The organism is Nitrobacter sp. TKz-YC02 (genome assembly GCF_049852135.1).
Lineage (GTDB): Bacteria > Pseudomonadota > Alphaproteobacteria > Rhizobiales > Xanthobacteraceae > Nitrobacter > Nitrobacter vulgaris.
On sequence record NZ_CP180728.1, the window covers coordinates 3,363,364 to 3,387,206 of the forward strand.

21 protein-coding genes are annotated in these 23,843 nt (G+C 60.6%); 8 read left to right on the forward strand and 13 right to left on the reverse strand.

Annotation, left to right across the window (positions count from 1 at the left end; all coding sequences use genetic code 11):
- Nucleotides 1–2 precede the first annotated feature (2 nt).
- Nucleotides 3–1,211, reverse strand: coding sequence for an efflux RND transporter periplasmic adaptor subunit (locus tag ACM561_RS16180; RefSeq protein ID WP_425906371.1), 1,209 nt, complete (start codon nucleotides 1,209–1,211; stop codon nucleotides 3–5).
- Nucleotides 1,212–1,786: 575 nt separating this feature from the next.
- On the opposite strand from ACM561_RS16180, the gene ACM561_RS16185 reads away from it, so the two are divergent.
- The 3 genes from ACM561_RS16185 to ACM561_RS16195 are packed head-to-tail and all read left to right on the forward strand — an operon-like array spanning nucleotide 1,787 to nucleotide 4,405.
- Nucleotides 1,787–2,860 (forward strand): flagellar motor protein MotA, encoded by a 1,074-nt coding sequence (locus ACM561_RS16185; protein ID WP_425906373.1) that lies wholly within the window; start codon nucleotides 1,787–1,789, stop codon nucleotides 2,858–2,860.
- 10 nt (nucleotides 2,861–2,870) lie between these two features.
- Complete coding sequence (locus ACM561_RS16190; protein ID WP_425906375.1) at nucleotides 2,871–3,899, forward strand: peptidoglycan -binding protein; 1,029 nt, start codon at nucleotides 2,871–2,873, stop codon at nucleotides 3,897–3,899.
- Nucleotides 3,900–3,943: 44 nt separating this feature from the next.
- Complete coding sequence (locus ACM561_RS16195) at nucleotides 3,944–4,405, forward strand: GNAT family N-acetyltransferase (RefSeq protein WP_425906377.1); 462 nt, start codon at nucleotides 3,944–3,946, stop codon at nucleotides 4,403–4,405.
- Between the two features lie 45 nt (nucleotides 4,406–4,450).
- Here ACM561_RS16195 and ACM561_RS16200 read toward each other — a convergent pair whose 3' ends face one another.
- Nucleotides 4,451–6,337, reverse strand: coding sequence for an ABC transporter transmembrane domain-containing protein (locus ACM561_RS16200; RefSeq protein WP_425906378.1), 1,887 nt, complete (start codon nucleotides 6,335–6,337; stop codon nucleotides 4,451–4,453).
- Between the two features lie 148 nt (nucleotides 6,338–6,485).
- Here ACM561_RS16200 and rpmE point away from each other — a divergent pair, with 148 nt between their 5' ends.
- Nucleotides 6,486–6,713 carry a 50S ribosomal protein L31 gene (gene rpmE, locus ACM561_RS16205; RefSeq protein ID WP_079448021.1) on the forward strand — a complete coding sequence of 76 codons (228 nt, stop codon included), beginning with the start codon at nucleotides 6,486–6,488 and terminating at the stop codon, nucleotides 6,711–6,713.
- Nucleotides 6,714–6,952: 239 nt separating this feature from the next.
- Here rpmE and ACM561_RS16210 read toward each other — a convergent pair whose 3' ends face one another.
- Nucleotides 6,953–7,474, reverse strand: a complete 522-nt coding sequence (locus tag ACM561_RS16210; protein ID WP_425906380.1) for a DUF1465 family protein — start codon at nucleotides 7,472–7,474, stop codon at nucleotides 6,953–6,955.
- Between the two features lie 592 nt (nucleotides 7,475–8,066).
- The gene (locus tag ACM561_RS16215; protein WP_425906382.1) at nucleotides 8,067–8,255 is read right to left on the reverse strand and encodes a DUF1192 domain-containing protein; all 189 of its coding nucleotides are present in this window, start codon (nucleotides 8,253–8,255) and stop codon (nucleotides 8,067–8,069) included.
- Between the two features lie 185 nt (nucleotides 8,256–8,440).
- Here ACM561_RS16215 and ACM561_RS16220 point away from each other — a divergent pair, with 185 nt between their 5' ends.
- Together ACM561_RS16220 and ACM561_RS16225 are read left to right on the forward strand one after the other, a co-directional pair.
- Nucleotides 8,441–9,439: an NAD(P)H-quinone oxidoreductase gene (locus ACM561_RS16220; RefSeq protein ID WP_425906384.1), complete on the forward strand. Its 999-nt coding sequence runs from the start codon at nucleotides 8,441–8,443 to the stop codon at nucleotides 9,437–9,439.
- A gap of 218 nt (nucleotides 9,440–9,657) precedes the next feature.
- Nucleotides 9,658–12,534 (forward strand): EAL domain-containing protein, encoded by a 2,877-nt coding sequence (locus ACM561_RS16225; RefSeq protein WP_425906386.1) that lies wholly within the window; start codon nucleotides 9,658–9,660, stop codon nucleotides 12,532–12,534.
- A 44-nt stretch (nucleotides 12,535–12,578) separates the two neighbouring features.
- Here ACM561_RS16225 and ACM561_RS16230 read toward each other — a convergent pair whose 3' ends face one another.
- Nucleotides 12,579–13,229, reverse strand: a complete 651-nt coding sequence (locus ACM561_RS16230; protein WP_425906388.1) for a YqgE/AlgH family protein — start codon at nucleotides 13,227–13,229, stop codon at nucleotides 12,579–12,581.
- A 139-nt stretch (nucleotides 13,230–13,368) separates the two neighbouring features.
- Here ACM561_RS16230 and ACM561_RS16235 point away from each other — a divergent pair, with 139 nt between their 5' ends.
- Both ACM561_RS16235 and ACM561_RS16240 read left to right on the forward strand, forming a co-directional pair.
- Nucleotides 13,369–14,211 (forward strand): protein-disulfide reductase DsbD domain-containing protein, encoded by an 843-nt coding sequence (locus ACM561_RS16235; RefSeq protein WP_425906390.1) that lies wholly within the window; start codon nucleotides 13,369–13,371, stop codon nucleotides 14,209–14,211.
- A 110-nt stretch (nucleotides 14,212–14,321) separates the two neighbouring features.
- Complete coding sequence (locus ACM561_RS16240; RefSeq protein ID WP_425906391.1) at nucleotides 14,322–15,701, forward strand: flippase; 1,380 nt, start codon at nucleotides 14,322–14,324, stop codon at nucleotides 15,699–15,701.
- 76 nt (nucleotides 15,702–15,777) lie between these two features.
- Here ACM561_RS16240 and ACM561_RS16245 read toward each other — a convergent pair whose 3' ends face one another.
- The 8 genes from ACM561_RS16245 to cysG form a co-directional block, all read right to left on the reverse strand.
- Nucleotides 15,778–16,566, reverse strand: coding sequence for a 3-hydroxybutyrate dehydrogenase (locus ACM561_RS16245; protein ID WP_425906393.1), 789 nt, complete (start codon nucleotides 16,564–16,566; stop codon nucleotides 15,778–15,780).
- Between the two features lie 170 nt (nucleotides 16,567–16,736).
- Nucleotides 16,737–17,246, reverse strand: a complete 510-nt coding sequence (locus ACM561_RS16250; RefSeq protein WP_425906395.1) for a CAP domain-containing protein — start codon at nucleotides 17,244–17,246, stop codon at nucleotides 16,737–16,739.
- Between the two features lie 361 nt (nucleotides 17,247–17,607).
- Nucleotides 17,608–18,657, reverse strand: a complete 1,050-nt coding sequence (locus ACM561_RS16255) for a sulfate/molybdate ABC transporter ATP-binding protein (protein ID WP_425906397.1) — start codon at nucleotides 18,655–18,657, stop codon at nucleotides 17,608–17,610.
- Nucleotides 18,647–19,516 (reverse strand): sulfate ABC transporter permease subunit CysW, encoded by an 870-nt coding sequence (gene cysW / locus ACM561_RS16260; protein ID WP_425906398.1) that lies wholly within the window; start codon nucleotides 19,514–19,516, stop codon nucleotides 18,647–18,649. Before cysW ends, ACM561_RS16255 begins: the two co-directional genes overlap by 11 nt.
- Nucleotides 19,517–19,527: 11 nt before the next feature.
- Nucleotides 19,528–20,313, reverse strand: coding sequence for a sulfate ABC transporter permease subunit CysT (gene cysT, locus ACM561_RS16265; RefSeq protein WP_425909791.1), 786 nt, complete (start codon nucleotides 20,311–20,313; stop codon nucleotides 19,528–19,530).
- A 75-nt stretch (nucleotides 20,314–20,388) separates the two neighbouring features.
- The gene (locus ACM561_RS16270; protein ID WP_425906399.1) at nucleotides 20,389–21,378 is read right to left on the reverse strand and encodes a sulfate ABC transporter substrate-binding protein; all 990 of its coding nucleotides are present in this window, start codon (nucleotides 21,376–21,378) and stop codon (nucleotides 20,389–20,391) included.
- 128 nt (nucleotides 21,379–21,506) lie between these two features.
- The gene (locus tag ACM561_RS16275) at nucleotides 21,507–22,271 is read right to left on the reverse strand and encodes a phosphoadenylyl-sulfate reductase (RefSeq protein WP_425906401.1); all 765 of its coding nucleotides are present in this window, start codon (nucleotides 22,269–22,271) and stop codon (nucleotides 21,507–21,509) included.
- The gene (gene cysG, locus ACM561_RS16280; protein ID WP_425906402.1) at nucleotides 22,268–23,704 is read right to left on the reverse strand and encodes a siroheme synthase CysG; all 1,437 of its coding nucleotides are present in this window, start codon (nucleotides 23,702–23,704) and stop codon (nucleotides 22,268–22,270) included. Before cysG ends, ACM561_RS16275 begins: the two co-directional genes overlap by 4 nt.
- Nucleotides 23,705–23,843 lie beyond the last annotated feature (139 nt).

A 23,843-nucleotide genomic window follows, 5' to 3' on the forward strand; every position in this document is an offset into this window, starting at 1 on the left:
CGTTACCGCCGCGCGGACGCGGTCTCGCCCGCCAGCGCTCCGGTCTCCCGCGAAGCATCGGCTTCCGCCCACGTCACGGCGCTGACCTTGTCGCCCACCGTGAACTTCTGGAAGCCCTCCACCACAACACGGTCGCCCGCCTTCAGCCCGTGGCTCACCATGGAGTGGCCGTGTTGGACGGCAGCCGTCCGGATCGGACGCACGATGACGCGACCGTCGTCTCTGACGACGTAGACCTCGCTGCCACCGCTGGCGTCGCGCTGCACCGCCTGTTGCGGAACGGCGATGGCATCGCTGTCGACGCCTTGCTCCAGCAACACGCGAACGTACATGCCTGGCAGCAACTCGCGCTTCGGATTCGTAAATTCGCCGCGCAGCGTCACCTGGCCGGTTGAGGCATCGACCTTAGCCTCAGAAAACAGAAACTTTCCGGGCACCGGGTAGAGCGTTCCATCGTCGAGCACGAGGCGGACCTTTGCAGCGCCCGGTGCGATGCGCTCCAGTTCACCGGTCTCGAATGCACGACGCAGATTGTTTAGCTCCGACACTGACTGCGTGAAGTCGGCATAAATCGTGTCGAGTTGCTGCACAGTCGCAAGGCTCGCCGCATCGTTCTGAATAACAAGCGCGCCCTCGGTCACCTGAGCCGCGCCGACCACGCCGTCGATCGGCGCGCGAATGGTGGTGTAATCAAGATGGAGCCGAGCTCGCGCCAGGTCAGCCTTGCGCCCAGCGACATCCGCCGCTGCCTGACGCATGTTGGCAATCGCCCTCTCGTTTTCGGCCTCCGAGGTGGCATGGCGGGCGGTCAATTTCTCGATACGCCTTGCATGATGCGATGCCTGTTCGAGTACGGCATCAGCCTTTGCCAGCGCCGCCTCCGCGGCCTGCACTTCGACCGCGAACGGCTCCGGATCGATCTGATACAGCGAGGCGCCGGCCTTCACTTCGCTGCCCTGCTGGAACAGCCGCTTGGTAATAATGCCGGAAACCCGTGGGCGTACTTCTGCAACCCGTAACGGCGAGATGCGGCCGGGCAGTTCACGAACGATCGCGTGCGGTTTCGGAACCACCGTGACCACGCTGACTTCGGGGGTGACCGCTTTCGCCGAAGCTTCGGCCGTAGCGGGCTCATCACAGCCGCCAAGGAGCGGCGACAATCCGGCGAGCACAATAGCCCCCAACGTCAGACGTAAATTGAATCTCGGCATTGGAACTTGGAAACCTCACATTCGCAAAGTGAAATACGAATCCGCCGTCCGCAAAGCGTTATGCTTCGCAGCCTGATGCGCGAATCCGTATCAATATCCCCTGAAGCAGGTTAGACGAGAACGACTGCGACGCAATACGATTTGTTGGCGGCGCAATGTCACATGACACTATCGATTTGAGATCACTCCGATTTCTCGGATTCAAACAGTCGTGATCGGGTTCCATTCGAATTGAAAGAAAATGGTAACGCGCATGCGTTTCCGAGCGTGCTGTTCGATCGCCACCAGGCTAAGCACAAGGATCGACCAGAGCAGTAATATCTTTTGGCACGAGACCGTCACCTCATCGAGTCGGGTCGGTCCGCACAGTTGAAACCGCGACGCGCGTCTAAGCCTCACAGTAGTCTGCACGAAGTTTTCGACACAAAAGAAACGCAACGATTGAAAGCTCTTGGTGCTGCAAAACAGCGACGACAAAATAGTTGGAAGAGCTATTTTTTGCCGGCGACACCGTGCCATAATGCGGCTTGTCTCGACTTCCTCGCCTCTCCTTGATGGGTTAAGCAAGTTCGCTCATGGCGCAAGGCACCGTCCCCCGCTCCGCACCGGAGATCGAACCGACCAAGCTGGCGCCACCCCGGATATTTCTGGTGCGCATGGTCGTGTTCATTGTGCTGTGCGCACTGGTACTGATCGTTCTTTACAAGCAAACCGTTTCCGCATTCTTTGCCAACCCCAGTCTCAACGCGCTGATCGTAGGCGTGCTGGCGATCGGAATCGTTTTTGCATTCCGGCAAGTGATCCGACTTTATCCGGAAATCGCGTGGGTCAACAATTTCCGCGTCGCCAATCCGGGCCGGGCCACTGACCGGAGGCCGCGACTGCTGGCTCCGATGGCTGCGATTCTCGGCGGCGAACGCACCGGGCGGATGTCGATCTCCCAGCAGACGATGCGGCACCTGCTCGATTCCATCGCCACCCGGCTCGACGAAGCTCGCGACATCTCCCGCTACATGATGGGTCTGTTGGTTTTCCTGGGCCTGCTCGGCACGTTCTGGGGCTTGATCGAAACTGTCGGCTCCGTCGGCAAGGTGATAGACGGCCTGAAGATCGGCGGCGACACCGGGTCCATGTTCGAGACACTGAAAGAAGGTCTCGCTGCTCCGCTCGGCGGCATGGGCATTTCATTTTCGTCGTCGCTGTTCGGCCTCGCCGGATCGCTAATTCTCGGCTTTCTCGATCTGCAATCCAGTCAAGCGCAGAACCGCTTCTATACCGACCTTGAGGACTGGCTCGCTACCACCGTTCGCGAATATAGCGGCGAGACCCGGGCCGACCCCACCGCCGAAATAAAAGCTGCGATTGAGCGGCTTCGCGTCACCGTCGAGAAGACGGGATCCGGCCATGAGACCACCTCCGCAATGGCGAGCCTTGCAGAAGCCATTCAGGGGCTCGTCAGCCATATGCGGACCGAACAGCAGTTGGTTCGCGAATGGGCGGACGAACAGGGCGAGCAAAACCGCGAGATCAAAAAGCTGCTTCAGTACCTTGCACAACCGCCGGATGACGACCAGCTGACCGTCCCGTTTACCCCGACCGCCGCTTCGCGGCCGGCGCCTTCCTCCGCAGAGGGAGGGGCACAATCTTAAGAGAAACATCATGGCCCTAGCACGCGGGCGCCGGAACGAGAGCGGATTCAACTACTGGCCGGGATTCGTTGATGCCCTCTCGACGCTGGTGCTCGCGATCGTTTTCCTGCTGTCTGTGTTTCTGGTGGTGCAGTTCTTCCTGTCGCAGGAAGTCTCGGGCAAGGACAAGGCGCTGGAGCAACTCAATGCCAGGATCGCTCAATTGACCGATCTGCTGTCGCTGGAAAAGCTCGGCAAGGTCAGCCTCGGCGACGAGGTCAGCCAGTTGCGTGCGGGTCTCGTATCGGCCGAAGCCGAGCGCGATCGGATCAAGGGACTTTATGAGGGCCTCGCCGGCGCGGGTAACGATGCCGCGGGCCGCAACAGCCAATTGAACAAGGCGCTGGATTCCGAAAAGCAGCTTTCGGCTCGCGCGCTGGCGCAGGTCGAGGTGCTGACACAACAGATCAGCGCGCTGCGCCGGCAACTGGCAGCGCTGGAGAACGCACTCGACGTCTCCGAGAAAAAAGACAAAGAGTCGCAGAACCGCATCGCCGACCTCGGCCAGCGGCTGAACGTCGCGCTGGCAAAGCGAGTGCAGGAGCTGTCTCGCTACCGTTCGGAATTCTTCGGACGCTTGCGCGCGATTCTCGGCAACCGACCGGATGTTCGAATTGTCGGCGACCGTTTTGTTTTCCAGTCAGAGGTCTTTTTCGATACTGCGCAGGCGACGCTGCTGCCGGAAGGACAAGCCGAGCTCGACAAGATGGCCAGCGCGTTGACCGATCTCGATCAGCAGATTCCGAACGAGATCGCCTGGGTGCTGCGGGTCGACGGCCACACCGACGTCCGGCCGATCAAAAGCCCTGTCTTCAAGTCGAACTGGGACTTGTCGTCGGCCCGCGCGATCTCGGTGGTGCAGTATCTGGTGTCGCGCGGCGTGCCGCCGCAACGCCTGGTCGCCGCCGGCTTTGGCGAATTCCAGCCGCTCGATGCCGGCACGACGGACGACGCTTATAAGCGCAACCGCCGTATCGAACTGAAGCTGACGGAGCGGTGAGAGCATGATCCCGAAAAGTGGACTTCCGGTTTTCGGGTAAGCTCATGCCTAAACAAGACACCAAAACATTCAAACTCCGCCCCTACGCACAAGCCGACGAAGACGCAACGATCGCTTTGTGGCAGGCGACCTGGCAACAGACCTATCCCGCGATCGATTTCGCGGCGCGCGTGCCGTGGTGGCGCGAACGCTGGCGCAACGAGCTTGTACCCAACGCCGAAATCATTATTGCCGAGCAATCCGGAAAGCTGGCAGGTTTCATCACCATCGATGCGGACGGTTATCTCGATCAGCTCGTGGTCGACCCCGCGCATTGGGGCGGCGACATCGCAACCGCGCTGATAAGTGAGGCGAAACGGCTGTCGCCTGCGGTTATCACGCTGCTGGTCAACGCCGACAACATGCGCGCCATCCGCTTCTACGCGCGCAACGGATTCGTCCACACGGGCGACGACGTCAATCCGACGTCAGGACGGCTGGTCAAGCGCATGGAATGGAAACCGTGACGCCCGTATTTGAGTCGTCGTGGCCGGGCATGACGCAGCATTGCGTCACACACCCTCGAACTGCAGCCGCGCCAGGCGGGCATACAGTCCGTTGGCGGCGACCAGCGAGGCGTGCGTGCCCTGCTCCACGATCCGCCCCTGATCCATGACCATGATTCGGTCGCAGGAAAGTACCGTGGCGAGACGATGCGCGATCACCAGCGTGGTGCGGTGTTTCATCAGTTCTTCCAGCGCGGTCTGCACCAGCGTCTCCGATTCGGCGTCGAGCGATGATGTCGCTTCATCCAGCAGCAAGAGCGGCGCGTCGCGCAGGATTGCGCGGGCGATGGCGATGCGCTGGCGCTGTCCGCCGGACAGCGTCACACCGCGTTCGCCGAGCAACGCCTCGAAGCCTCCCGGCAATCGGCAGATGAACTCGGTGGCATGGGCCAGTTCGGCGGCACGCTCGACCTCGGCATCGGACGCATCCGGCCGACCGAAGCGGATATTCTCGCGGGCGGACGCGGCAAAGATCACCGATTCCTGCGGCACCAGCGCGATGCGGGCGCGAACCTCGCGTGGATCGGCGGTGCGCAGCGGAACGCCGTCGAACGAGATGGTGCCGGCGGCGGGATCGTAGAACCGCAGCAGTAGGTGAAATATTGTGCTTTTTCCCGCGCCTGACGGGCCGACGATGGCAACCTTCTCACCTGCCTTCACGGCAAGCGAAACGCTGTCCAGCACCTTGACCTGCGGACGCGACGGATAGGCGAAGCTGACGTTGTCCAGCGTGACATCGCCGCGTGCTGGCGCCGGCAGAGCGCGCGGTGATGGCGGCGCCGCGATCACTGGCTTGACGCGAAGCAACTCGAAGAGGCGCTCGGCCGCACCGGATGCGGCGGCGACCTCGCCCCAGACTTCACTGAGCTGGCCGAGACCGGTCGCGGCGAACGCGGCATACAGCACAAATTGGCCGAGACGGCCCGGTGTCATGTCGCCACTCAGCACGTCGCGCGAACCGATCCAGAGGATCAGGACCACGCTAGTGAAAACGATGAAGATGATGATCGCGGTCAGCACGGCACGGGCGCGCGCCGAATTGCGCGCCGCCAGATAGGCCTGCTCGACTTCGCCGCCGAAACGGACATCGGCGAGCCGCTCGTTGGTATAGGCCTGCACGGTCCTGATCCCGCCGACCAGTTCGGAGGCATAGGCCGTGGCTTCCGCAAGATTATCCTGCGCGCTCCGCGACAGGCGGCGCACCCAGCGTCCGAATGCGACCAGCGGCAGGACGATCAGCGGGATCGCCGCCAGCACCAGGCCGGACAGGCGCGGGCTAGTGATAACCATCATCGAGGCCGCGCCGAGGAACAGCACGACGTTGCGTAACGCAACTGAGATCGAGGAACCGACCGCAGACTTGATCTGGGTTGTATCGGCCGTCAGCCGCGAGACCAGTTCGCCGCTGCGGGCGGTGTCGAAAAACACCGGCGACAGCGAGATCAGGTGGGCGAAAACGTCGCGCCTCAGATCGGAGACGATGCGCTCGCCGGTGGTGGTCACCAGAAAATAACGCGCCGCGCTGGCGCCGGCGAGGACGGCGACAACGCCGATCATCATGGTGAAGTAGCTGTTGATCATCGCGACGCCTTCGGACGTGAAGCCGAAGTCGATGATCCGGCGCACTGCGAGCGGCACGACCAGCGTCGTCAGCGCAGCGACGACCAGGGCGACAAGCGCAAGCAGCGCCCGACCGCGGTAGCGGGCGATATAAGGCAAGAGCGCGAGAAGCGGGCGCAACCGGGTGCCGCCGCGGGCGCCGGCGTCCGGCGGCGAGGCCTGATCCGCTATGACAGGTCCGGCCGGCTCGGGTCCGGCCTTTGAGGGACCATCGAGCGGCAGGGTGACGGCCGCGGATTTCGGGGTATTCTCACGCACTTCTACCGGACTCATCGCCTGACCACGCTATTGCTGATAAGGCAACCTAATATGCCCCCCCGCGCACGCTGGCAAATGCACAGGCGCGCTTGTCCGTCAAACCTTGGTGCGATATAGAGCGGACCAAATCCGCCCAAAACCATCCGCCCTGCAAGGACACGTCATGAAAGCCGAAATTCACCCGGATTATCATACAATTAAGGTCGTGATGACCGACGGAACAGAGTACCTGACCCGTTCCACCTGGGGCAAGGACGGCGATACGCTGAACCTCGACATCGATTCCAAGTCGCATCCAGCATGGACCGGCGGATCCCAACAGATTCTCGACCGCGGCGGCCGCGTCTCCCGGTTCCAGAAAAAATTCTCGGGCTTCCTCAAGAAGGACTGAGTTTAAAACTCAATCAGAGATCGCGTCATTGCGAGGCGCATCACGCCGGAACAATCCGGAAGTTCTGAGGAGACCGCTTAACGGGTCTTCTATCGGCTGGCCGGCCAGCCGGCTCGCATGACATCGGAAATGAGCGTTCCATCAAAAGGTGAAGCGCTCTCGTTGCGCTACGCCTTCAAAAACATGCGGCATCAAAGCACGACAGCCGAGACCGTCCCGTTGCGACTTTCTCGGTAGGGTCAGCCGGTCTGGCGCTCGAATGCTTCCCTGAGACGGTCGAGTTGCGACACCAGCGGATTACCGGCCGTCCCATGCTCTACAGGCGGCGCATGGATGGTGGTATCGAGGCGCCGTACCCGCGCCTGCAAATTCATCGACCGCTCGATCAGATCCTGCAACTGCCACGGCAATTTTGCGATCATGTCCTGCGCACCGGGATCCGCCGCCGACAGCTTGACCCTGGTCTGTTCGCGATTGGCCTGTGCCAGCGTCATCTCGCCTTCCTTCACGGCGCGATGCAGCAAGAGCCACGAAGCAAGTTGCATCAACCGAGTGGTCAGCCTCATGCTTTCGGTGGCGTAGGTCAGGCTGACTGAACGTTCGAGCGACTTCGCCTCGGTGCGGCCGTCACCATCGAGATAGGCAGCGGTTTCCTCGACCAGATCCATGCCTTCCCGGAACAAGGCGGTGAATACGGAAGAGCCGGCGAGATGTTCGCTGAACTGGACAAGACCGCTGTCGCCTGCCGATGGATCGAACATGGTTCACGCCTCACGCAGTTTCCGCAAGTGAAATCCGGTTACCGCAAGAAAATTCATTAAATCAATAACTTACGTACACCCTGACCGCGACGACCGGTATCCATTTTGCGGGCCACCCGCCGGCTTCTTCGCGCCGACTTATGATGAACAAATCATTGCGCGTCGCGGAGCGGGAGTCCAGCGTCAGATATCGGCAAGGATTAATAAGGGTTAATATTCAAGGCGACATTGCGAGGATAATGCCAAGCAAAATGACGCAGTAAGATGCCGCAGGCAAAAAAAGAGCCGCCGTTTCCGGCGGCCTGAAGTTGATAACAGGGAGGCGTCAAACAGAGTGGACAGGAAGCCACTCGGTGTCCAATGAAGGACATTTCAGTCATAGTCGGGAAAGCTTAATTAATCGTAAACGAACGAATTTCTTCAGCTTTTGTTTGCAGTTTGGGCAGGGCGCTCCCCGGTCGTGCAGGCACCGGGGAACCGGTTGGACCAGTCCGGACACGACAATCCTTCGTTGTCCGTTTCGCGCCTGCTCCTCGGCACATTTGGAGCAGTTTCGCTCGTCTTGGCTTCAGAGCCGGACAAAAGACATCTCTCAAGACTTGAAAAAACGGTCAGCCGCGTCCTTCGAGGCACGCTTCTTCACTTCAGCCGCCCGCAGGCGCTGGATCTCGGCCGTCAGCAGCGCGATGCGCTCCTCGAGTTCGTTCACCGAAAGCAGCGAGAGATCCTGCCCGATGTCATGCGTGATCTTTTTCCTGGGTTCGTCGTCGTCGATGGTCATGCGCCCGTCCCGCTGCGGCTCAAGAGCCCGTCGTCACAGATTTTTCCAGTTCGCGGCCGGCTGTCCAGAGCTTATTCGCTTCTCATGCAATCACGGGCTTCTCACACGAATTGGTACGCACATCGCTTGAAAACGCTATAGTCAGCATCGGACCGTCTTTCCCGCGGTTTCTCCGGTGACGACCCATGGATAAGCCACCAGCGCAAATGACCGCCATTGGCATCAGCAAGCCCGGTGGCCCGGAGGTTCTTCTGCCGGAGATTCGTCCGGTTCCCTCACCCGGCACAAACGAAATCCTGATCAAGGTCGCGGTGGCCGGCGTCAACCGGCCGGATATCCTACAGCGCTCCGGCAGCTATCCCCCACCACCCGGCGCCAGCGATCTGCCCGGCCTGGAAGTCGCCGGCGAGATAGCTGCGCTTGGCGAAGGCGCGAGCAAGTATCAACTCGGCGAGAAAGTGATGTCGCTGGTCTCGGGCGGCGGATACGCACAATACTGCGTCGCGCATGAATCGATCGCGATGCCGATCCCTCTCGGGTTCTCCATGCTTGAAGCCGGCGCTACACCGGAAACCCTGATGACGGTGTGGCACAATGTGTTCGAACGCGGCGCATTGAAAGCAGGCGAGACGTTGCTGATACACGGCGGTTCATCGGGCATCGGCACTATGGCGATTCAACTCGCCAAGGCGTTCGGTGCAAGGACGATCGTGACCGTCGGATCAAAGGAGAAGGCCGACGCCTGTCTTAGCCTTGGTGCCGATCACGCCATCAACTACAAACTCCAAGATTTCGTCGCGGAGGTGAAGGCGATGACGGCCGGCGCAGGCGCCAATCTCATCCTCGATATGGTCGGCGGCGACTACATCGAGAAGAACTATGATGCCGCCGCGCTCGAGGGCCGCATCGTGCAGATCGCATTTCTCAATGGTGCGAAGGCAACCGTTAATTTCGCCAGGCTGATGGTGAAGCGGCTGCACCATACCGGTTCGACGCTGCGGCCGCAGTCGGTTGCAGACAAGGCCTTGATGGTCGGCGCCATCGAAGCCAAAGTGCTGCCCTTGATGCACGAGGGACGAATCAAGCCGCTGATCGACAGCAGCTTCCCGCTCGACAAGGCAGCGGAAGCTCATCGGCGGATGGAAACCAGCGCGCATGTGGGCAAAATTGTGTTGACAGTTTAGATTCCTGCGAACCTGCGGGAGCCTATAATTCCTTTTGAAATTATGTCATCTATCTCGCGCGGTCGGCTGGTTCGGCGAGAGCAGGTGACGGGTTTGCACGGGTTCGCTTTCATTTCTGTGACGTCCAGGTCTGTGACATCCAGGATCGTCTCCGCCCGGGTCTCGATCTCCTCCCGCGCAAAAAGGCGGGACTGTATGTTGAACATGAGGAAATGACATTGCGTGCGATCAGGTGGCTTGCGTGTCTTTCGCTGGCCCTCATGATTTTCGTCGCGGCATCGCCGGCACGCGCAGTCGACGCCGTCAGCGTCCGCAGCGACGCGCCCGCCATCGACCTCACCGCCATCCTCGATCATCAGCATAGCGACTCAGACCGCATTCAAGTCTCGACCGCGCCCGGCACCGACGGTATCATTCGCCGCATCGAGGTGCGCGCGCGGGAAGGCGGCCAGCACTGGGTCGTTTTCGCGCTCGCCAACAACACCGACGATCAACTGGATCGCCTGATCGTCGCACCGCATTACCGCCTCGTGTCTTCGGGACTGCTCTGGCCGGATCTCGGACAATCGCGCATCGCGACCATCACGCCATCGACCGGTGATCGTCCGGAGCGGCAGGAGAGCGCCACCGCCGACGTCTTCCGCATCACGCTCGATCCGGGCGCAGTCATTACTTTCGTTATGGAACTGCGTACCGACAAGCTGCCGCAGCTTTATCTCTGGGAGCCCGACGCCTACAAGGACAAGGTCAATTCCTTCACCTTGTATCAGGGCATCGTCATCGGCATCTCCGGGTTGCTGGCGCTGGTGCTGACCATCCTGTTCGTGGTCAAGGGAAGCATCATGTTTCCTGCCGCTGCGGCGCTTGCCTGGGCGGTGCTGGTCTATATCGGCGTCGATTTCGGCTTCTGGGGCAAGGTGCTGGACATGTCAGCCGGTGCTGAACGGGTCTGGCGCGCCTCGGGCGAGGCGATTCTCGCGGCAACGCTGCTCGTATTCCTATTCGCCTATCTCAATCTCAATCGCTGGCACGTCCGCTATTCGCATATCACCCTTGGCTGGCTGGCTTTCCTCGGCTCTCTGGTGGCGCTTGCCCTGTTCGATCCGGCGGTGGCCTCCGGCATCGCACGGATGTCGCTCGCCCTGATCGCCATATTCGGCTTCGGGCTGATCGTCTATCTCGCGGTTCACGGTTTCGATCGCGCCGTATTGCTGATCCCGACCTGGTTCCTGTTGGTGGTGTGGGTCAGCGCAGCCGGAATGGCGATCGAAGGCAAAGTCGTCAACGACATCGTCGGCCCCGCCTTGCTCGGCGGCCTCGTGCTGATCGTGATGCTAATCGGATTCACGGTAATGCAGCATGCTTTCGCTGGCGGAGGCAGCACCTCGGGCGTCGTATCCGACGTCGAGCGCCGCGCTCTCGCGTTGACCGGCGCGGGCGATCTGGTTTGGGACTGGGACGTCTCCGCCGACAAGGTCTTCACCAGTCCCGAGACCGAAAGCCTGCTCGGCCTGAAACGCGGTGCGCTCGAGGGTCCGGCGGCGACCTGGCTGGAGGTGCTGCATCCGCTCGATCAGGACCGGTTCCGCGCGGCGCTAGACAGCGTACTCGAACAGCGTCGGGGACGGCTTGTGCAGGACTTCCGGCTGCGCATGTCCGACGGCCACTTCATGTGGTTCGCACTGAAAGCGCGCCCGGTGGTCGGGTCCGACGGCGAGGTTTCACGCGTGGTCGGAACTCTCACCGATGTCACCGAGACCAGGAAAGCCGAGGAGCGGATGCTCCACGATTCGGTGCACGACAACCTGACCGGCCTTCCAAATCGCAAGCTTTTCATCGACCGTCTCATCGCGGTCGCGACCTTCGCCAAGACCATGCCGAGCCTGCGGCCGACCCTGATGGTAATCGACCTCGACCGTTTCAAGCAGGTCAACGATTCCGTTGGTATCGCGGTCGGGGATTCGATCCTGCTGACGCTGGCACGGCGGTTGACGCGCATCCTCAAGCCACAGGATACGCTGGCGCGACTTGCCGGCGATCAATTTGGCCTCATCCTGTTGTCGGAGCAAGATCCGCCCCGCATCACAGCGTTCGCCGAAACCATCCGCAAGACCATCCGCGCTCCGATCACCTTCAATGACCGCGAAATCTTCCTGACCGCGTCGATCGGTCTCGCGCTGAGCGACCCTCAGACGCAATTGACGGAGGAGATCATCAAGGACGCTGAACTTGCGATGTACCATTCCAAACGGATCGGCGGCGATCGGATCGACGTTTACAAACCCGCGATGCGCGCCCGGAAAAACGATCGACTATCGCTCGAGTCGGAGTTGCGGCGCGCCATCGAACGGCGTGAGATCGCCATCCTGTATCAGCCTATCGTCCGGCTGGAGGACCGCTCGATCGCGGGTTTCGAAGCGCTGGCACGGTGGGATCACCCCAAGCTTGGGCGGATGGCGCCGGACGAATTCATCACCATCGCCGAAGAAGCCGGCCTGATTATCGATCTCGGGACGTTCGTGATGGACCAGACCACGCGCCAACTCGCGATCTGGCAGCGCACCAGCCGGTCGCAACCACCGATTTTCGCCAGCGTCAACGTCTCTTCGCGCCAATTGCTGCGGCATGATCTGATCCACGACATCCGCTCGGTGCTGTCACGCTCATCAATCGCGCGCGGCACACTGAAGCTTGAACTGACAGAATCGCTGGTCATGGAAAATCCCGAACATGCAGCGCAGATGCTGCAACGAATTCGCGAACTTGGCGTCGGGCTCTCGCTTGACGATTTCGGTACGGGCTATTCCTCGCTATCGTACCTGCAGCGTTTCCCGCTCGACACCATCAAGATCGACCAATCGTTCGTGCGCACCACAACCCGCGGCACGCGGCCTGTCATTCTCAAGTCAATCATTGCAATGGCGCACGATCTCAGCATGGATGTTGTCGCCGAAGGCGCCGAAACTGACTCTGATGCGGTAGAACTCTATCAAATGGGCTGCGAATACGCGCAAGGCTTCGCATTCGGCGAGCCGATGGACGCCGATGCGACTATGCGACTCCTGGCCCAGGAGCGGCTTGAGGCGGCAAGCTGAGACCGGCCAGTGCGCAACGCCCGAAAGGCAAAACCTCGGCTCGCTCAGGCGTGACCGGCTTCGTTCGACAACATGCCCGGATCGATGCCGATCTTGTGCAGCGCGCGAGTATATTTATGCTCGATATCGTGGCCGAAGATCAGGTCCTGATCAGCCGGGCAGTGCAACCATCCGTTGTCCTGGATTTCCGTCTCCAGCTGACCCGGCGCCCAGCCGGCATAACCAAGCGCCAGGATCGCGTGTTTTGGGCCGGTGCCTTTGGCAATAGCTTCCAAAATATCGAGCGTCGCGGTCAGGCAGATGCCCTCGTCAATGGGCAGCGTCGCATCTTCGATGAAGAAATCGCTCGAGTGCAGAACGAAGCCGCGGCCGGTTTCGACCGGGCCGCCTTTCATCACTTTCATCGTCTCGGCGGTTTCCGGCAGCTTGATCTGGTCGGTTCGCTTGATGATGTCGAGTTGCACCAGCAAATCGGTGAAGTCGACGCTTCCGGCAGGGCGATTGAGGATAATACCCATCGCTCCCTCGGACGAGTGCGCGCAAACATAGATCACGGATCGTGCGAACCGCTCATCTTCCATCACCGGCATAGCAATCAGCAGCTGGCCGTCGAGATAGTTGCGGTCATCAGTCTCCGTGTCTGCATCGTCGATGTGACGACGGTCCCTGCCAGGCCCTTTACGCGCTGGATTCATCAGCAAATGACCCTCATGTTGCCCTTCCATCCTGATATTGGGCGCCCATTCTGTCAATCAACCATCCCGCCACGGCTAAACAGCACATCACAAGCAATTCAATAGTTTGGCTTCGGAGCAACCTGTAAAAAGACGCTGCATGATCATCAAAGTTCCTCTTTACGCGGTGCCCTGCGTTGCGGTCGCATTGCTGGGTTGTGCGCTTTCAACTCCTGCGACGGCCCAAGATTCCTCGCCATGGCAGCAAGGCAGCCACGCCGCCGTCCGCCTGCTCGCGGGCTCGCGCAGCGGAGCAGTACTGCTCGGTGGCATCGCGTTTCAGCTCGAGCCGGGTTGGAAAACCTTCTGGCGGACACCGGGCGACTCGGGCGTGCCGCCGCGGTTTGACTTCTCACGGTCGGACAACGTCGATGCTGTGACTGTGCTGTGGCCCGCGCCATCGAAATTTCCCGACGGCGCGGGCGGCCATGCGCTCGGCTACAAGGAGCAGATCGTGCTGCCACTGCGGATCGCAGCTACCAATGCCGAGAAACCGATCACGCTGCGCGCGACCGTCAATTTCGCGGTATGCGCCAAGCTGTGCATTCCCGCCGAAGCCACTATGGAGCTTGCTTTCGCCAGCGTCGCCAGCGCAGAGGACAGCGCGCTTGCCGCGGCGCTCGATATGGTGCCAAAGCCGGCCCGGATCGGAGACCCTAATCCCTTGACGATTCGCGACGTCAGGCGCGACGAGAAATCCACGGTGATCGTCGATGTCGCAACCTCAAATCCCAGGGACGAGGTCAACCTGTTCGTCGAAGGCCCGACGCCGGACTGGTCGCTGCCGATCCCGACCCGGCACGAGCACGCGCCGCGCGGGGTGAAACGATTTTCATTCAAGCTCGACGGCCTACCGGCGAACGCGAATGCTGAAGGCGCCGCGTTGAAGCTGACTCTGGTCGGCGACAAGAGCGCCTATGAATTCAATATCAATCTGAATTGATGGCGAACCGTCAGAGGCGATGCAAGCCTATCTGTTTCACCCAACTGAATCTTAAGGAATCGTTGCTTAAGTCCGGATCATGGCGCGCTTCCCGCGCCGAGGACTTCGCCGTGGCCATGACGGACGCCCAACCCGCCCCTGCAAAGCGATCGTCCTTACTGACCGGACGATTGCGCGCAATAATGGGAGGTTCGAGCGAGGCTTCGCTGACCAAGCGGCTCGCCGGTACGATCTTCATCATCCGGCTCATAAGCGCCGGCCTTGCATACGTGGCGCAAATCCTTCTCGCGCGGTGGATGGGCGGTTCCGACTACGGCATCTATGTGTATGTCTGGACCTGGGTTCTGCTGCTCGGCAGCATGATGGATTTCGGCATCTCGGCCTCGGCGCAGAAGATCATTCCGGAATATCGCGCGAGCGGCGACGACGCACGGCTGCGCGGATTCCTGAGCGGCAGCCGCTGGATGACATTCATCGTTGCCTCGCTGATCTCGATATCGCTCGCGGCCCTGGTCAGAGTACTGTCGCCGTGGATCGATGCGGCGACGGTCGTGCCGCTTTACGTCGGCTGCCTGACGCTACCGGCATTCGTGGTCGCCAACACCCAGGACGGCATTGCGCGTTCCCACGATTGGATGCGGCTCGGACTGATGCCCCAGTTCATCGTGCGGCAATCGCTGATTATCGGCTTCACCGCCGGCGCTTTCGCGCTGGGATTTCACCTCAGCGCCACCGTCGCCATGCTGGCCAGCGTAGCGGCGGTCTGGATTGCCATGATCGGCCAGACGATCGTACTCAATCGCAGATTGGGCACGATCGTAGCGTCCGGACCGAAGGTCCACGATTTTCGCGGCTGGCTCTCGGTCTCGTTGCCGATTTTGCTGGTCGAGAGCTTTTATCTCCTGTTGTCCTACACCGATGTACTCGTGCTGCAGCAGTTTCGTTCATCGGAGGAGGTCGGCGTTTACTTCGCCGTCGTTAAAACCTTAGCGCTGGTGTCGTTCATTCACTACGCTATGTCGGCGACAACGGCGCACCGCTTCACTGAATATCATGCCGCAGGCGACCGCGAGCGGTTGGCGGCCTACCTCGCCCATGCGATCAAATGGACGTTCTGGCCCTCGCTTGCAGCAACGCTGCTGCTGCTCGCACTCGGCAAACCGATGCTGTGGCTATTCGGTCCGCAATTCGTCACCGGCTACAGCATCATGTTCGTAGCCGCGATCGGGCTCGTGGTCCGCTCCGCCATCGGCCCGGTCGAGCGGCTGCTCAACATGCTTGGCCATCAGCACGCCTGTGCATCCGCTTATGCGCTGGCCTTCGGCATGAACGTCGCGCTGTGCTTCGCGCTCGTCCCGCGCTACGGCGGCCATGGCGCCGCTGCCGCCACTTCAATCTCGCTCGCGTTCGAAACGGTACTGCTGTTCTGGATCGTCCGCCGAAGACTCGGATTGCATGTGCTGGCGTTTGGAAAGCGGACCTCTCTATAAAAACGTCACCCCGTCGTGGCCGGATTTGTTCCGGGACATGGACGAAACAAATCCATCGTTCAGCGAAGAAGATCGCCTACGCTGCCGTCCAGCCGCCATCGATCGACAGGTTGCTTCCGGTGATCTGAGCGGCATCGTCGCCGCAGAGATAGAGCGCCAGCGCGGCGACTTGCTCCACGGTGACGAACTGCTTGGTCGGTTGTGCCGCGAGCAGCACGTCGTCCACGACCTGCTCCCTGGTCAGGTTGCGCGCCCTCATGGTGTCGGGAATTTGTTTCTCGACCAGCGGCGTCCAGACATAGCCGGGGCTAATACAGTTGCAGGTGATTCTATGCGGCGCGAGCTCAAGCGCCACCGTCTTGGTAAGGCCAGCAATTCCATGCTTGGCGGTCACATAGGCCGACTTGAAGGGCGAGGCCACCAGCGAATGCGCCGATGCGGTATTGATGATGCGGCCCCAACCGCGTTTCTTCATGCCAGGCACGGCGGCGCGGATGGCATGGAAGGCCGACGACAGATTGATGGCGATGATCGCGTCCCACTTCTCGATGGGAAAGTCCTCGATCGGCGCAACGAACTGGATGCCCGCGTTGTTAACGAGGATATCGACCGAGCCGAAGGTTGTTTCGCCCAGTTCGATCATGCCCGCGATTTCGGCGGGCTTAGTCATGTCGGCAGGCGAGTAGACCGCCTTGACCTTGAACTCCGCCTCGATGCCGGAGCGTTCCTTGTCGATTTCTGCCGCAGTGCCAAGCCCGTTGATCACGATATCTGCGCCGGCGCCGGCGAAGGCGCGGGCATAGGCCAGCCCTATGCCGCTGGTTGATCCGGTCACGACCGCGGTCTTGCCTTTCAAGTTCGTCATCGCCTTCTCCTGTCGGAACCGCGGATCATCGACGGCGCGGTGCTTCTCTCAAAGCACGGGCACACAGTGTTGCCGATCAAGCCGGCTCCCGGCGCCTCCACGCTAATCCGCCTGAGGCCGTGACGTCGGTCACGCTCGGGTCGCACGGCGACACCTGCTCCACGCAGTCGCTATCGCGCGTCGGTAGAAGCCAATACCAGCGTCCAGAACACCTTGTATTTGGTATCCGGAGCATAGGTCGCCGCGATGCCCAATTTCGTGACGCCGTTCTTGAGCATGTTGGCCCGATGCGGGGGCGAATCGCGCCAGCCAGAGAAGGCCTCGGCGAGGGTGTGGTAACCGGCACCGATATTCTCGACCGCCAGCGTTGCCGGATAACTGGCCGCCGCCAGCCGCTTGGGCAGCGTGCCGGCAATGTCGTGATCCATTTTGTTGCGTTTGGCCATCACCATCGATTGGGTTTCGGCGACCTTCATGAGTTCGGGATCGACCGTCACAGGACCAAGGCTGTTATTAGCGCGATAGCCGGAAATCATGGAGGCCGCCACCGCGGCATCCAGCTTGGCTCCGCCATGGGCCATGTCGAGATAGAACGCCGGCTGCTCGTCAGACGGTGGTTTATCCGTAACGCATCCGGCCACGGTCAGCAGGCCAAGAAGCATGGCAAAGGTGCGGATCATCCTCGTATCCCGAATCCGAAGTTCTGCACTGCACCCTTCGAACTTCGGATTCGAAAGGGCGCGAGCAACTTATATTTGCTAGAGGTCCATCAATCTTAACATTCGCCAAAGACGCGCTGAAAACGGCCTGCGAATGCCGGAATCGGGCCACTAGTCCCCAATCAGTTGCAGGTGTTGCACATCAATGGTGGCTGAAAGGTGAATGAGCCCCTAGCGTCCCGACACCGGCTTTCGCCTGTCTTGCGGCAATCTTTGATATGAACGCCGGATCAAAGGGACATAAGCGACCCTATAATTCTAGATTTGGTTCACTTGACGGACTCGCTGAGACAATGAAGCGAAGGTCTGAACCAAAACCACACTAGGCCGAATCCGCGAAAATACGATAACGTCGGGGCCGCAATCCGACGACCTCGCCATCCCGAAGCTCGCGATCACGCGGTGCATCGATCTCGATGATGGTTTCACCCTGGCCGTCGGACAATGCGATGTCGGCGCGCTGGATCGGACCGAAGGTCCGCACCCGCCGCACGGTACCTTCGAGGCCTCCCCAGCCGGGCGGGCTGATCTGCATATCGTGGCGGCGAACGAACAGCTTCGACGGCCCGGACACACCGCACTCCGCGGCGATATTCAGCGGTGTGCCGCCGAGCCGAATCACACCGTCCTGGACATCGACGGGCAGGACAATCGATTCGCCGATAAAGCCATGGACGAACGCGGTCGCCGGGCTGTCATAAACTTCACCCGGCCTGCCGATCTGCTCGATCCTGCCCTTGTCCATCACCACGACGCGGTTTGCGACTTCGAGCGCTTCCTCCTGATCGTGAGTCACGAACACCGAAGTGACATGAATCTCCTCATGCAACGAGCGCAGCCAGCGACGCAACTCCTTCCGCACCTTGGCATCGAGCGCGCCGAACGGCTCGTCCAGCAGCAAGATGCGGGGCTGGATGGCCAGCGCTCGGGCGAGCGCGATGCGTTGGCGCTGGCCGCCGGAGAGTTGACTCGGGTAGCGGGCAGCGAGCCAGTCCAGCTGCACCAGATCGAGCAACTCCTTGACTCGCGCGCGGATGCTAGCTTCGTCCTTGCGAATAGCGCGGGGCTGCACCCGCAGCCCGAACGCGACGTTTTCGAATACCGTCATGTGGCGGAACAGAGCGTAGTGTTGAAATACGAAGCCCACCTGCCGCTCACCTGCCCCGCGCGCTAGGGCGTTCTCGCCGTCGAATGACACCGAGCCACCGTCCGGCCAGTCAAGCCCGGCGATAATTCTCAGCAGCGTCGTCTTGCCCGAGCCCGACGGGCCAAGCAGCGCCAGTAATTCTCCGTCCGCGATCGTCAGGTCGACACCACCAAGCGCGGAAAATGCGCCAAATCTCTTGACGATATTTTTTAGCTCAATGCTCACGCGCCTGCCGCCCCTCGTCGAGTTGCCCTTCGAGAATCGTTTTGGCAACCAGCGTGATCAATGCGAGCAACGCCAATAGCGATGCTACCGCGAACGCCGCCACGAATTGATACTCGTTATACAGGATTTCAACCAACAGCGGCATCGTATTGGTTTCACCCCGGATGTGACCGGAAACCACGGATACCGCACCGAACTCGCCCATGGCGCGCGCGTTGCAGAGCAACACGCCATAGAGCAAGCCCCATTTGATATTCGGAAGCGTAACGCGAAAGAACGTCTGCAGTCCGGAGGCGCCGAGCGATAGCGCGGCTTCTTCTTCCGCAGTCCCCTGCTCCTGCATCAACGGAATTAGCGCCCGCGACACGAACGGAAAAGTCACGAACGTTGTCGCCAATGCGATGCCAGGCAACGCAAACAGAATCTCGATGTCATTATCTTGTAGCCAAGGTCCGAGAAAACCCTGTCCGCCGAACAACAGCACGAACACCAGACCGGAAACGACCGGACTGACCGAGAACGGCAGATCTATCAAAGTGATGAGCAGCGTCTTTCCGGGAAACTCGAACTTGGCGACGGCCCATGCGGCAATCAATCCGAACACCAGATTGAGACCCACCGAGATCGCCGCAACCGTCAACGTCAACCTGATCGCCGATAACGCTTCCGGCTCGACAAGCGCCGCGAGATACACCCGCCCGCCCTTGGCCAACGCTTCGGCGAACACAATCGCCAGCGGCAGCAAGATGAACAGCGTGAGAAACAGGATACAAAGGCCGATCAACAGTCCACGCACCCAGCGCGGCTCGGAGCGGGCATCGGTCCGGTCAAGCGGAATCGCGATCGCGGCTTCAGACATCAACGCCACCTCTAGTACGCCTGCTCTTGCGACCGAGCCCAGCGCTGCAAGCGATTGATGACGAAGATCACCAGGAAAGACACCACCAGCATGACCACGGCGATCGCGGTCGCGTCGGCGTAGCGAAATTCCGACAGACGGATCACGATCAGAAGCGGCGCGATCTCCGACACGTTCGGCAGATTACCGGCGATGAAAATCACTGAGCCATATTCACCGACCGCGCGTGCGAATGCGAGAGCAAACCCCGTGAGCAGTGCCGGCACAAGGCTTGGAAGAACAACCCGCCACACTGTCTGCCATCGACTGGCACCAAGGCTGGCAGCGGCTTCCTCGATCTCCGGATCGAGATCAATCAATACCGGCTGCACGGTGCGCACCACGAAAGGAATCCCGATAAACACCATCGCGACAAAAATACCGAGCGGTGTAAACGACACCTGGACGCCCAGCTCGGCCAGCGGTGCGCCGAGCCAGCCATTTTGCGCGAATAGCGTCGTCAGCGCAATGCCGGCCACCGCGGTCGGCAACGCAAAGGGAATGTCGACGATCGCATCGAGAATTCGGCGACCCGGAAACCGGTAGCGCACCAGCGCCCAGACGATGACGCTGCCCATCACCAGATTGACCAGCGCAGCAAGGAACGCGAGCCCGAATGAAATCTTGAGCGCGTTCAATGTTCGCCGACTGGTGATGATATCGAGAAACTGGGCAAAGTTCAGTTCAAATGACTTAAGAAACAATCCCGCAAGAGGGATCAGAACGATGATCGAAAGCCAGGTCAATGTCAGCCCCATGGTGAGGCCGAATCCCGGCAGCGTCCGACGTCGTCCCAATCCTCCTTTCACGTCGTCCCGCTCCGCCCCGTTGAATCAGTCCTGGTAGATCTGATCGAAGATGCCGCCTTCGCTGAAGTGCACCTTCTGCGCCTTGGCCCAACCGCCGAACACGTCGTCGATCTTGAACAGTTCAACCTTGGGGAATGCATCGGCATATTTCTGGATTATTTCCGGGTCAGTCGGACGGTAGTAGTTTCGCCCAGCGATATCCTGAGCGTCCTTCGTATACCAATATTTCAGATACGCCTCGGCAACGGCGCGCGTATCCTTCTTGTCTACCACTTTATCCACGACAGCAACCGGCGGTTCCGCCAGAATGGAGATCGACGGCACCACGATCTCGAATTTATCTTTTCCGAACTCCCTCAGCGCGAGAAAGGCTTCGTTCTCCCATGCCAGCAGCACGTCGCCGACGCCGCGCTCGACGAAGGTGACGGTAGAGCCGCGCGCGCCGGTATCGAGCACCGGAACGTGTTTGTAAATGTCGGCCACAAACTGTTTAGCCTTGTCTTCGCCGCCCAGCTTTTTCAGCGCAAAACCCCATGCTGCGAGGTAATTCCAGCGCGCGCCGCCGGAGGTTTTGGGATTCGGCGTAATGACTTTGACACCGGGCTTGGTCAGATCGCCCCAATCCTTGATAGCTTTGGGATTGCCGGTACGCACCAGAAAAACGATCGTTGACGTATAGGGAGATGAGTTCTCCGGCAACCGCTTCTGCCAGTCCTTTGCCAACAGACCGTGCTCCGCCGCCACATCGATGTCATAGGCGAGCGCAAGGGTCACCACATCGGCCTGCAAACCATCGATCACCCCGCGCGCCTGCTTTCCGGAGCCGCCATGAGACTGCTTGATCTCGACGCTCTTGCCGGTTTCCTTTTGATAATGCGCCGCAAACGCCTTGTTGAAATCAGCATAAAGCTCTCGAGTCGGATCGTATGAGACATTCAGCAACGACACGTCGGCCGCGTAGGCAGAACCAGCCCATATCAATCCAGCCAAAACCATAAAGCTTCGACGAAGCATTCCCATCTCCATAAGGCCCGCTCACGCGACGACCAATAGCGCCAGAACCCATGAAGAAACTCGTCAAAGGGCAGCTTCAAGTCAACGAAACGACATTTCAATGTTTGCGGCGGTGCAGAGTGATTCCTCTACGAAGTCTTCATCGTGTGAATGCCGCATTCCGTCTTGGCTCTGCCGCGCCAGCGGCCGGCGCGTGCGTCTTCATTCGCGGTCGCGCGCGAGGTGCATGGCATGCAGCCGACGGAGAGGAATCCCGACGCGATGAGCGGGTGCGGCGGCAGTTTCGCCGATGCATAGATCGCCTCGATGTCGGCGCGCGAGGCGTTCGCGAACGGATTGAACTTCAGCCGCGCGCCGTCGTCTTCCACGAATGGAATGTCGGCGCGAAGTCCACCCTGAAACCGTTTGCGGCCGTTGATCCAGGCGTCGAACGGCTTAAGTGCGCGCGCAAGCGGCTCCACTTTCCGAATCCGGCAGCAGGCATCAGGATCTGAGTGCCATAACTCGCGATCAGGGTCCTCGCCTTTCAACGCATCCTCTGACGGCGGAATGGAGCGAACATCTGTCAGGCCGAGTGCCGCTATCAATGTGTCACGATAGGTCAGCGTCTCTTCAAACAGCCATCCGGTATCAAGAAAGATGACCGGAATGGCAGGATCGACGTCAGCCATCACCTTGAGCAGCGCAGCGGACTCGGTGCCGAACGACGATACCAGCGCCAGCCTGTCTCGACCAACCGTGCGAAGCGCCGCACTGATCACATCCGCGGGGGAAGCGTTGCGCAAGGACTCGTTTAGCGCGGCCGCAGCAGGCAATGCGGGGATCTCTGCCGCCGGAGCAGATTGCGCCGTCGCACCGGTCTCGGCGCTCTTTCGTTCAAGCAGAGAAGTCATTCTGCGGCCATCTGAAATGTCTGGAGGGAGGAATTCTGGCTCGCATTGCGCCACGGCACGGAGTGCGAAACGACGTCACCGATCACAAGGATAGCGGGGCCGCCCTCGACATCGCAAACCAGCGCCGGAAGGTGATCCAGTATACCGACGACAGATTTGGCATCGGGACGGGTGGCGCGGGCGAACACGCCGACCGGCGTTTCGGGCGAACGCCCGGCCTCCAGCAGCCCGCTACGGATCGCCGCCGCCGCCGTGATTCCCATATAGACCACGACGGTCATCTTACGGTCGGTCAGTGCCGACCAGTCGACGTTCGAAGCGTCCTGGGCCTTATGCGCGGTAAGAAAGGTGATGCGCAGCGCCTCATGGCGGTAGGTGAGCGGCACTTCGAATTCTGCAGCCGCGCCGAGCCCGGCCGTAATTCCAGGTATAACCGAACAGGCGACACCGGCCTCTCGTAGCGCCTCTATTTCTTCGCCGCCGCGGCCGAAAATGAAGGGATCGCCGCCCTTGAGGCGGACGGCCCGCTGACCGGATTTGGCGGCATCGATCAGCAGCCGGTTGATGGCGTCCTGTCCGATGCCGGGTTTGCCGACACGGCGACCCACCGGCACACGCACCGCGTCGCGGCGCGCGCGATCGAGAATCTCAGGCGTGACCAGTTCGTCGTAGAATACGATGTCGGCATCCTGTAGCGCTCGCAGCGCCTTGATGGTGAGCAGATCCGGATCGCCCGGCCCAGCGCCGACCAGCGTGACACGCCCTGCGACATCACCCGGAACAGATGCACCCGCATAAACAGACGGATCGACAATCGCCTTCAGTGAGCCCTCGGCCTCATCGGAACGGCCAGCGAGCACCGCCTCGCCGATCGGGCCGTCGATCACGCGTTCCCAAAAGCGACGACGCAGCGGCAGGTCGGGAATGTGATCATGAATCGACCTGCGCCAGCGCCCGATCATAGCCGCCAAGTCGCCTATACGCGCTGGCAAGGCCGCTTCGATACGTTCGCGCACACGCCGCGCCACCACGGGTGATGCGCCGCCGGTGCCGATCGCCGCCACCACGTCGCCGCGATCCACGATCGCAGGAACGATGAAACTCGAATGCGCGGGATCGTCCATCACATTGACGGGCACACCGGCCGACCGCGCACGCGCCGCCACGCGCTCGCCGATCTCCCCGGCACTCGCGCAGAACACCGCGACGATGCCGCTAAGATCAACCGCGCGCGGATCGGCTTCCGCTCTCTCGATCCGCGAAGCGGTAGCCGTCTCAAGACCGGGAACCGCGAAGTCACCGTCGGTGGCGTGCCAGCGCACATGCGCTCCCGCCGCAAGCAACAGGCGCAACCTGGCCCGAACCGGGTCGCCCGCTCCGACCAAAAGGATCGGACCGGCACTGGGATCGAGAAAGATCGGGAGGAACTTCATCTGGTGTTCTCTACTCCCCTGGATAGGGTTGACTGAAATTATTTTCTATTTATGTATCTGACAAGATCACAAAACAGAAAATTATTTCTTCTATGCGAAGACCTAGGTATAGAATTTCCTACTTCAAAACACCACCCGG

Bases quoted from the DNA above. Each gene is read 5' to 3' on its own strand.
- ACM561_RS16180 (WP_425906371.1), bottom strand. From the start codon at position 1,211: ATGCCGAGATTCAATTTACGTCTGACGTTGGGGGCTATTGTGCTCGCC.
- ACM561_RS16185 (WP_425906373.1), top strand. From the start codon at position 1,787: ATGGCGCAAGGCACCGTCCCCCGCTCCGCACCGGAGATCGAACCGACC.
- ACM561_RS16190 (WP_425906375.1), top strand. From the start codon at position 2,871: ATGGCCCTAGCACGCGGGCGCCGGAACGAGAGCGGATTCAACTACTGG.
- ACM561_RS16195 (WP_425906377.1), top strand. From the start codon at position 3,944: ATGCCTAAACAAGACACCAAAACATTCAAACTCCGCCCCTACGCACAA.
- ACM561_RS16200 (WP_425906378.1), bottom strand. From the start codon at position 6,337: ATGAGTCCGGTAGAAGTGCGTGAGAATACCCCGAAATCCGCGGCCGTC.
- rpmE (WP_079448021.1), top strand. From the start codon at position 6,486: ATGAAAGCCGAAATTCACCCGGATTATCATACAATTAAGGTCGTGATG.
- ACM561_RS16210 (WP_425906380.1), bottom strand. From the start codon at position 7,474: ATGTTCGATCCATCGGCAGGCGACAGCGGTCTTGTCCAGTTCAGCGAA.
- ACM561_RS16215 (WP_425906382.1), bottom strand. From the start codon at position 8,255: ATGACCATCGACGACGACGAACCCAGGAAAAAGATCACGCATGACATC.
- ACM561_RS16220 (WP_425906384.1), top strand. From the start codon at position 8,441: ATGGATAAGCCACCAGCGCAAATGACCGCCATTGGCATCAGCAAGCCC.
- ACM561_RS16230 (WP_425906388.1), bottom strand. From the start codon at position 13,229: ATGAATCCAGCGCGTAAAGGGCCTGGCAGGGACCGTCGTCACATCGAC.
- ACM561_RS16235 (WP_425906390.1), top strand. From the start codon at position 13,369: ATGATCATCAAAGTTCCTCTTTACGCGGTGCCCTGCGTTGCGGTCGCA.
- ACM561_RS16245 (WP_425906393.1), bottom strand. From the start codon at position 16,566: ATGACGAACTTGAAAGGCAAGACCGCGGTCGTGACCGGATCAACCAGC.
- ACM561_RS16250 (WP_425906395.1), bottom strand. From the start codon at position 17,246: ATGATCCGCACCTTTGCCATGCTTCTTGGCCTGCTGACCGTGGCCGGA.
- cysW (WP_425906398.1), bottom strand. From the start codon at position 19,516: ATGTCTGAAGCCGCGATCGCGATTCCGCTTGACCGGACCGATGCCCGC.
- cysT (WP_425909791.1), bottom strand. From the start codon at position 20,313: ATGGGGCTGACATTGACCTGGCTTTCGATCATCGTTCTGATCCCTCTT.
- ACM561_RS16270 (WP_425906399.1), bottom strand. From the start codon at position 21,378: ATGCTTCGTCGAAGCTTTATGGTTTTGGCTGGATTGATATGGGCTGGT.
- ACM561_RS16275 (WP_425906401.1), bottom strand. From the start codon at position 22,271: ATGACTTCTCTGCTTGAACGAAAGAGCGCCGAGACCGGTGCGACGGCG.
- cysG (WP_425906402.1), bottom strand. From the start codon at position 23,704: ATGAAGTTCCTCCCGATCTTTCTCGATCCCAGTGCCGGTCCGATCCTT.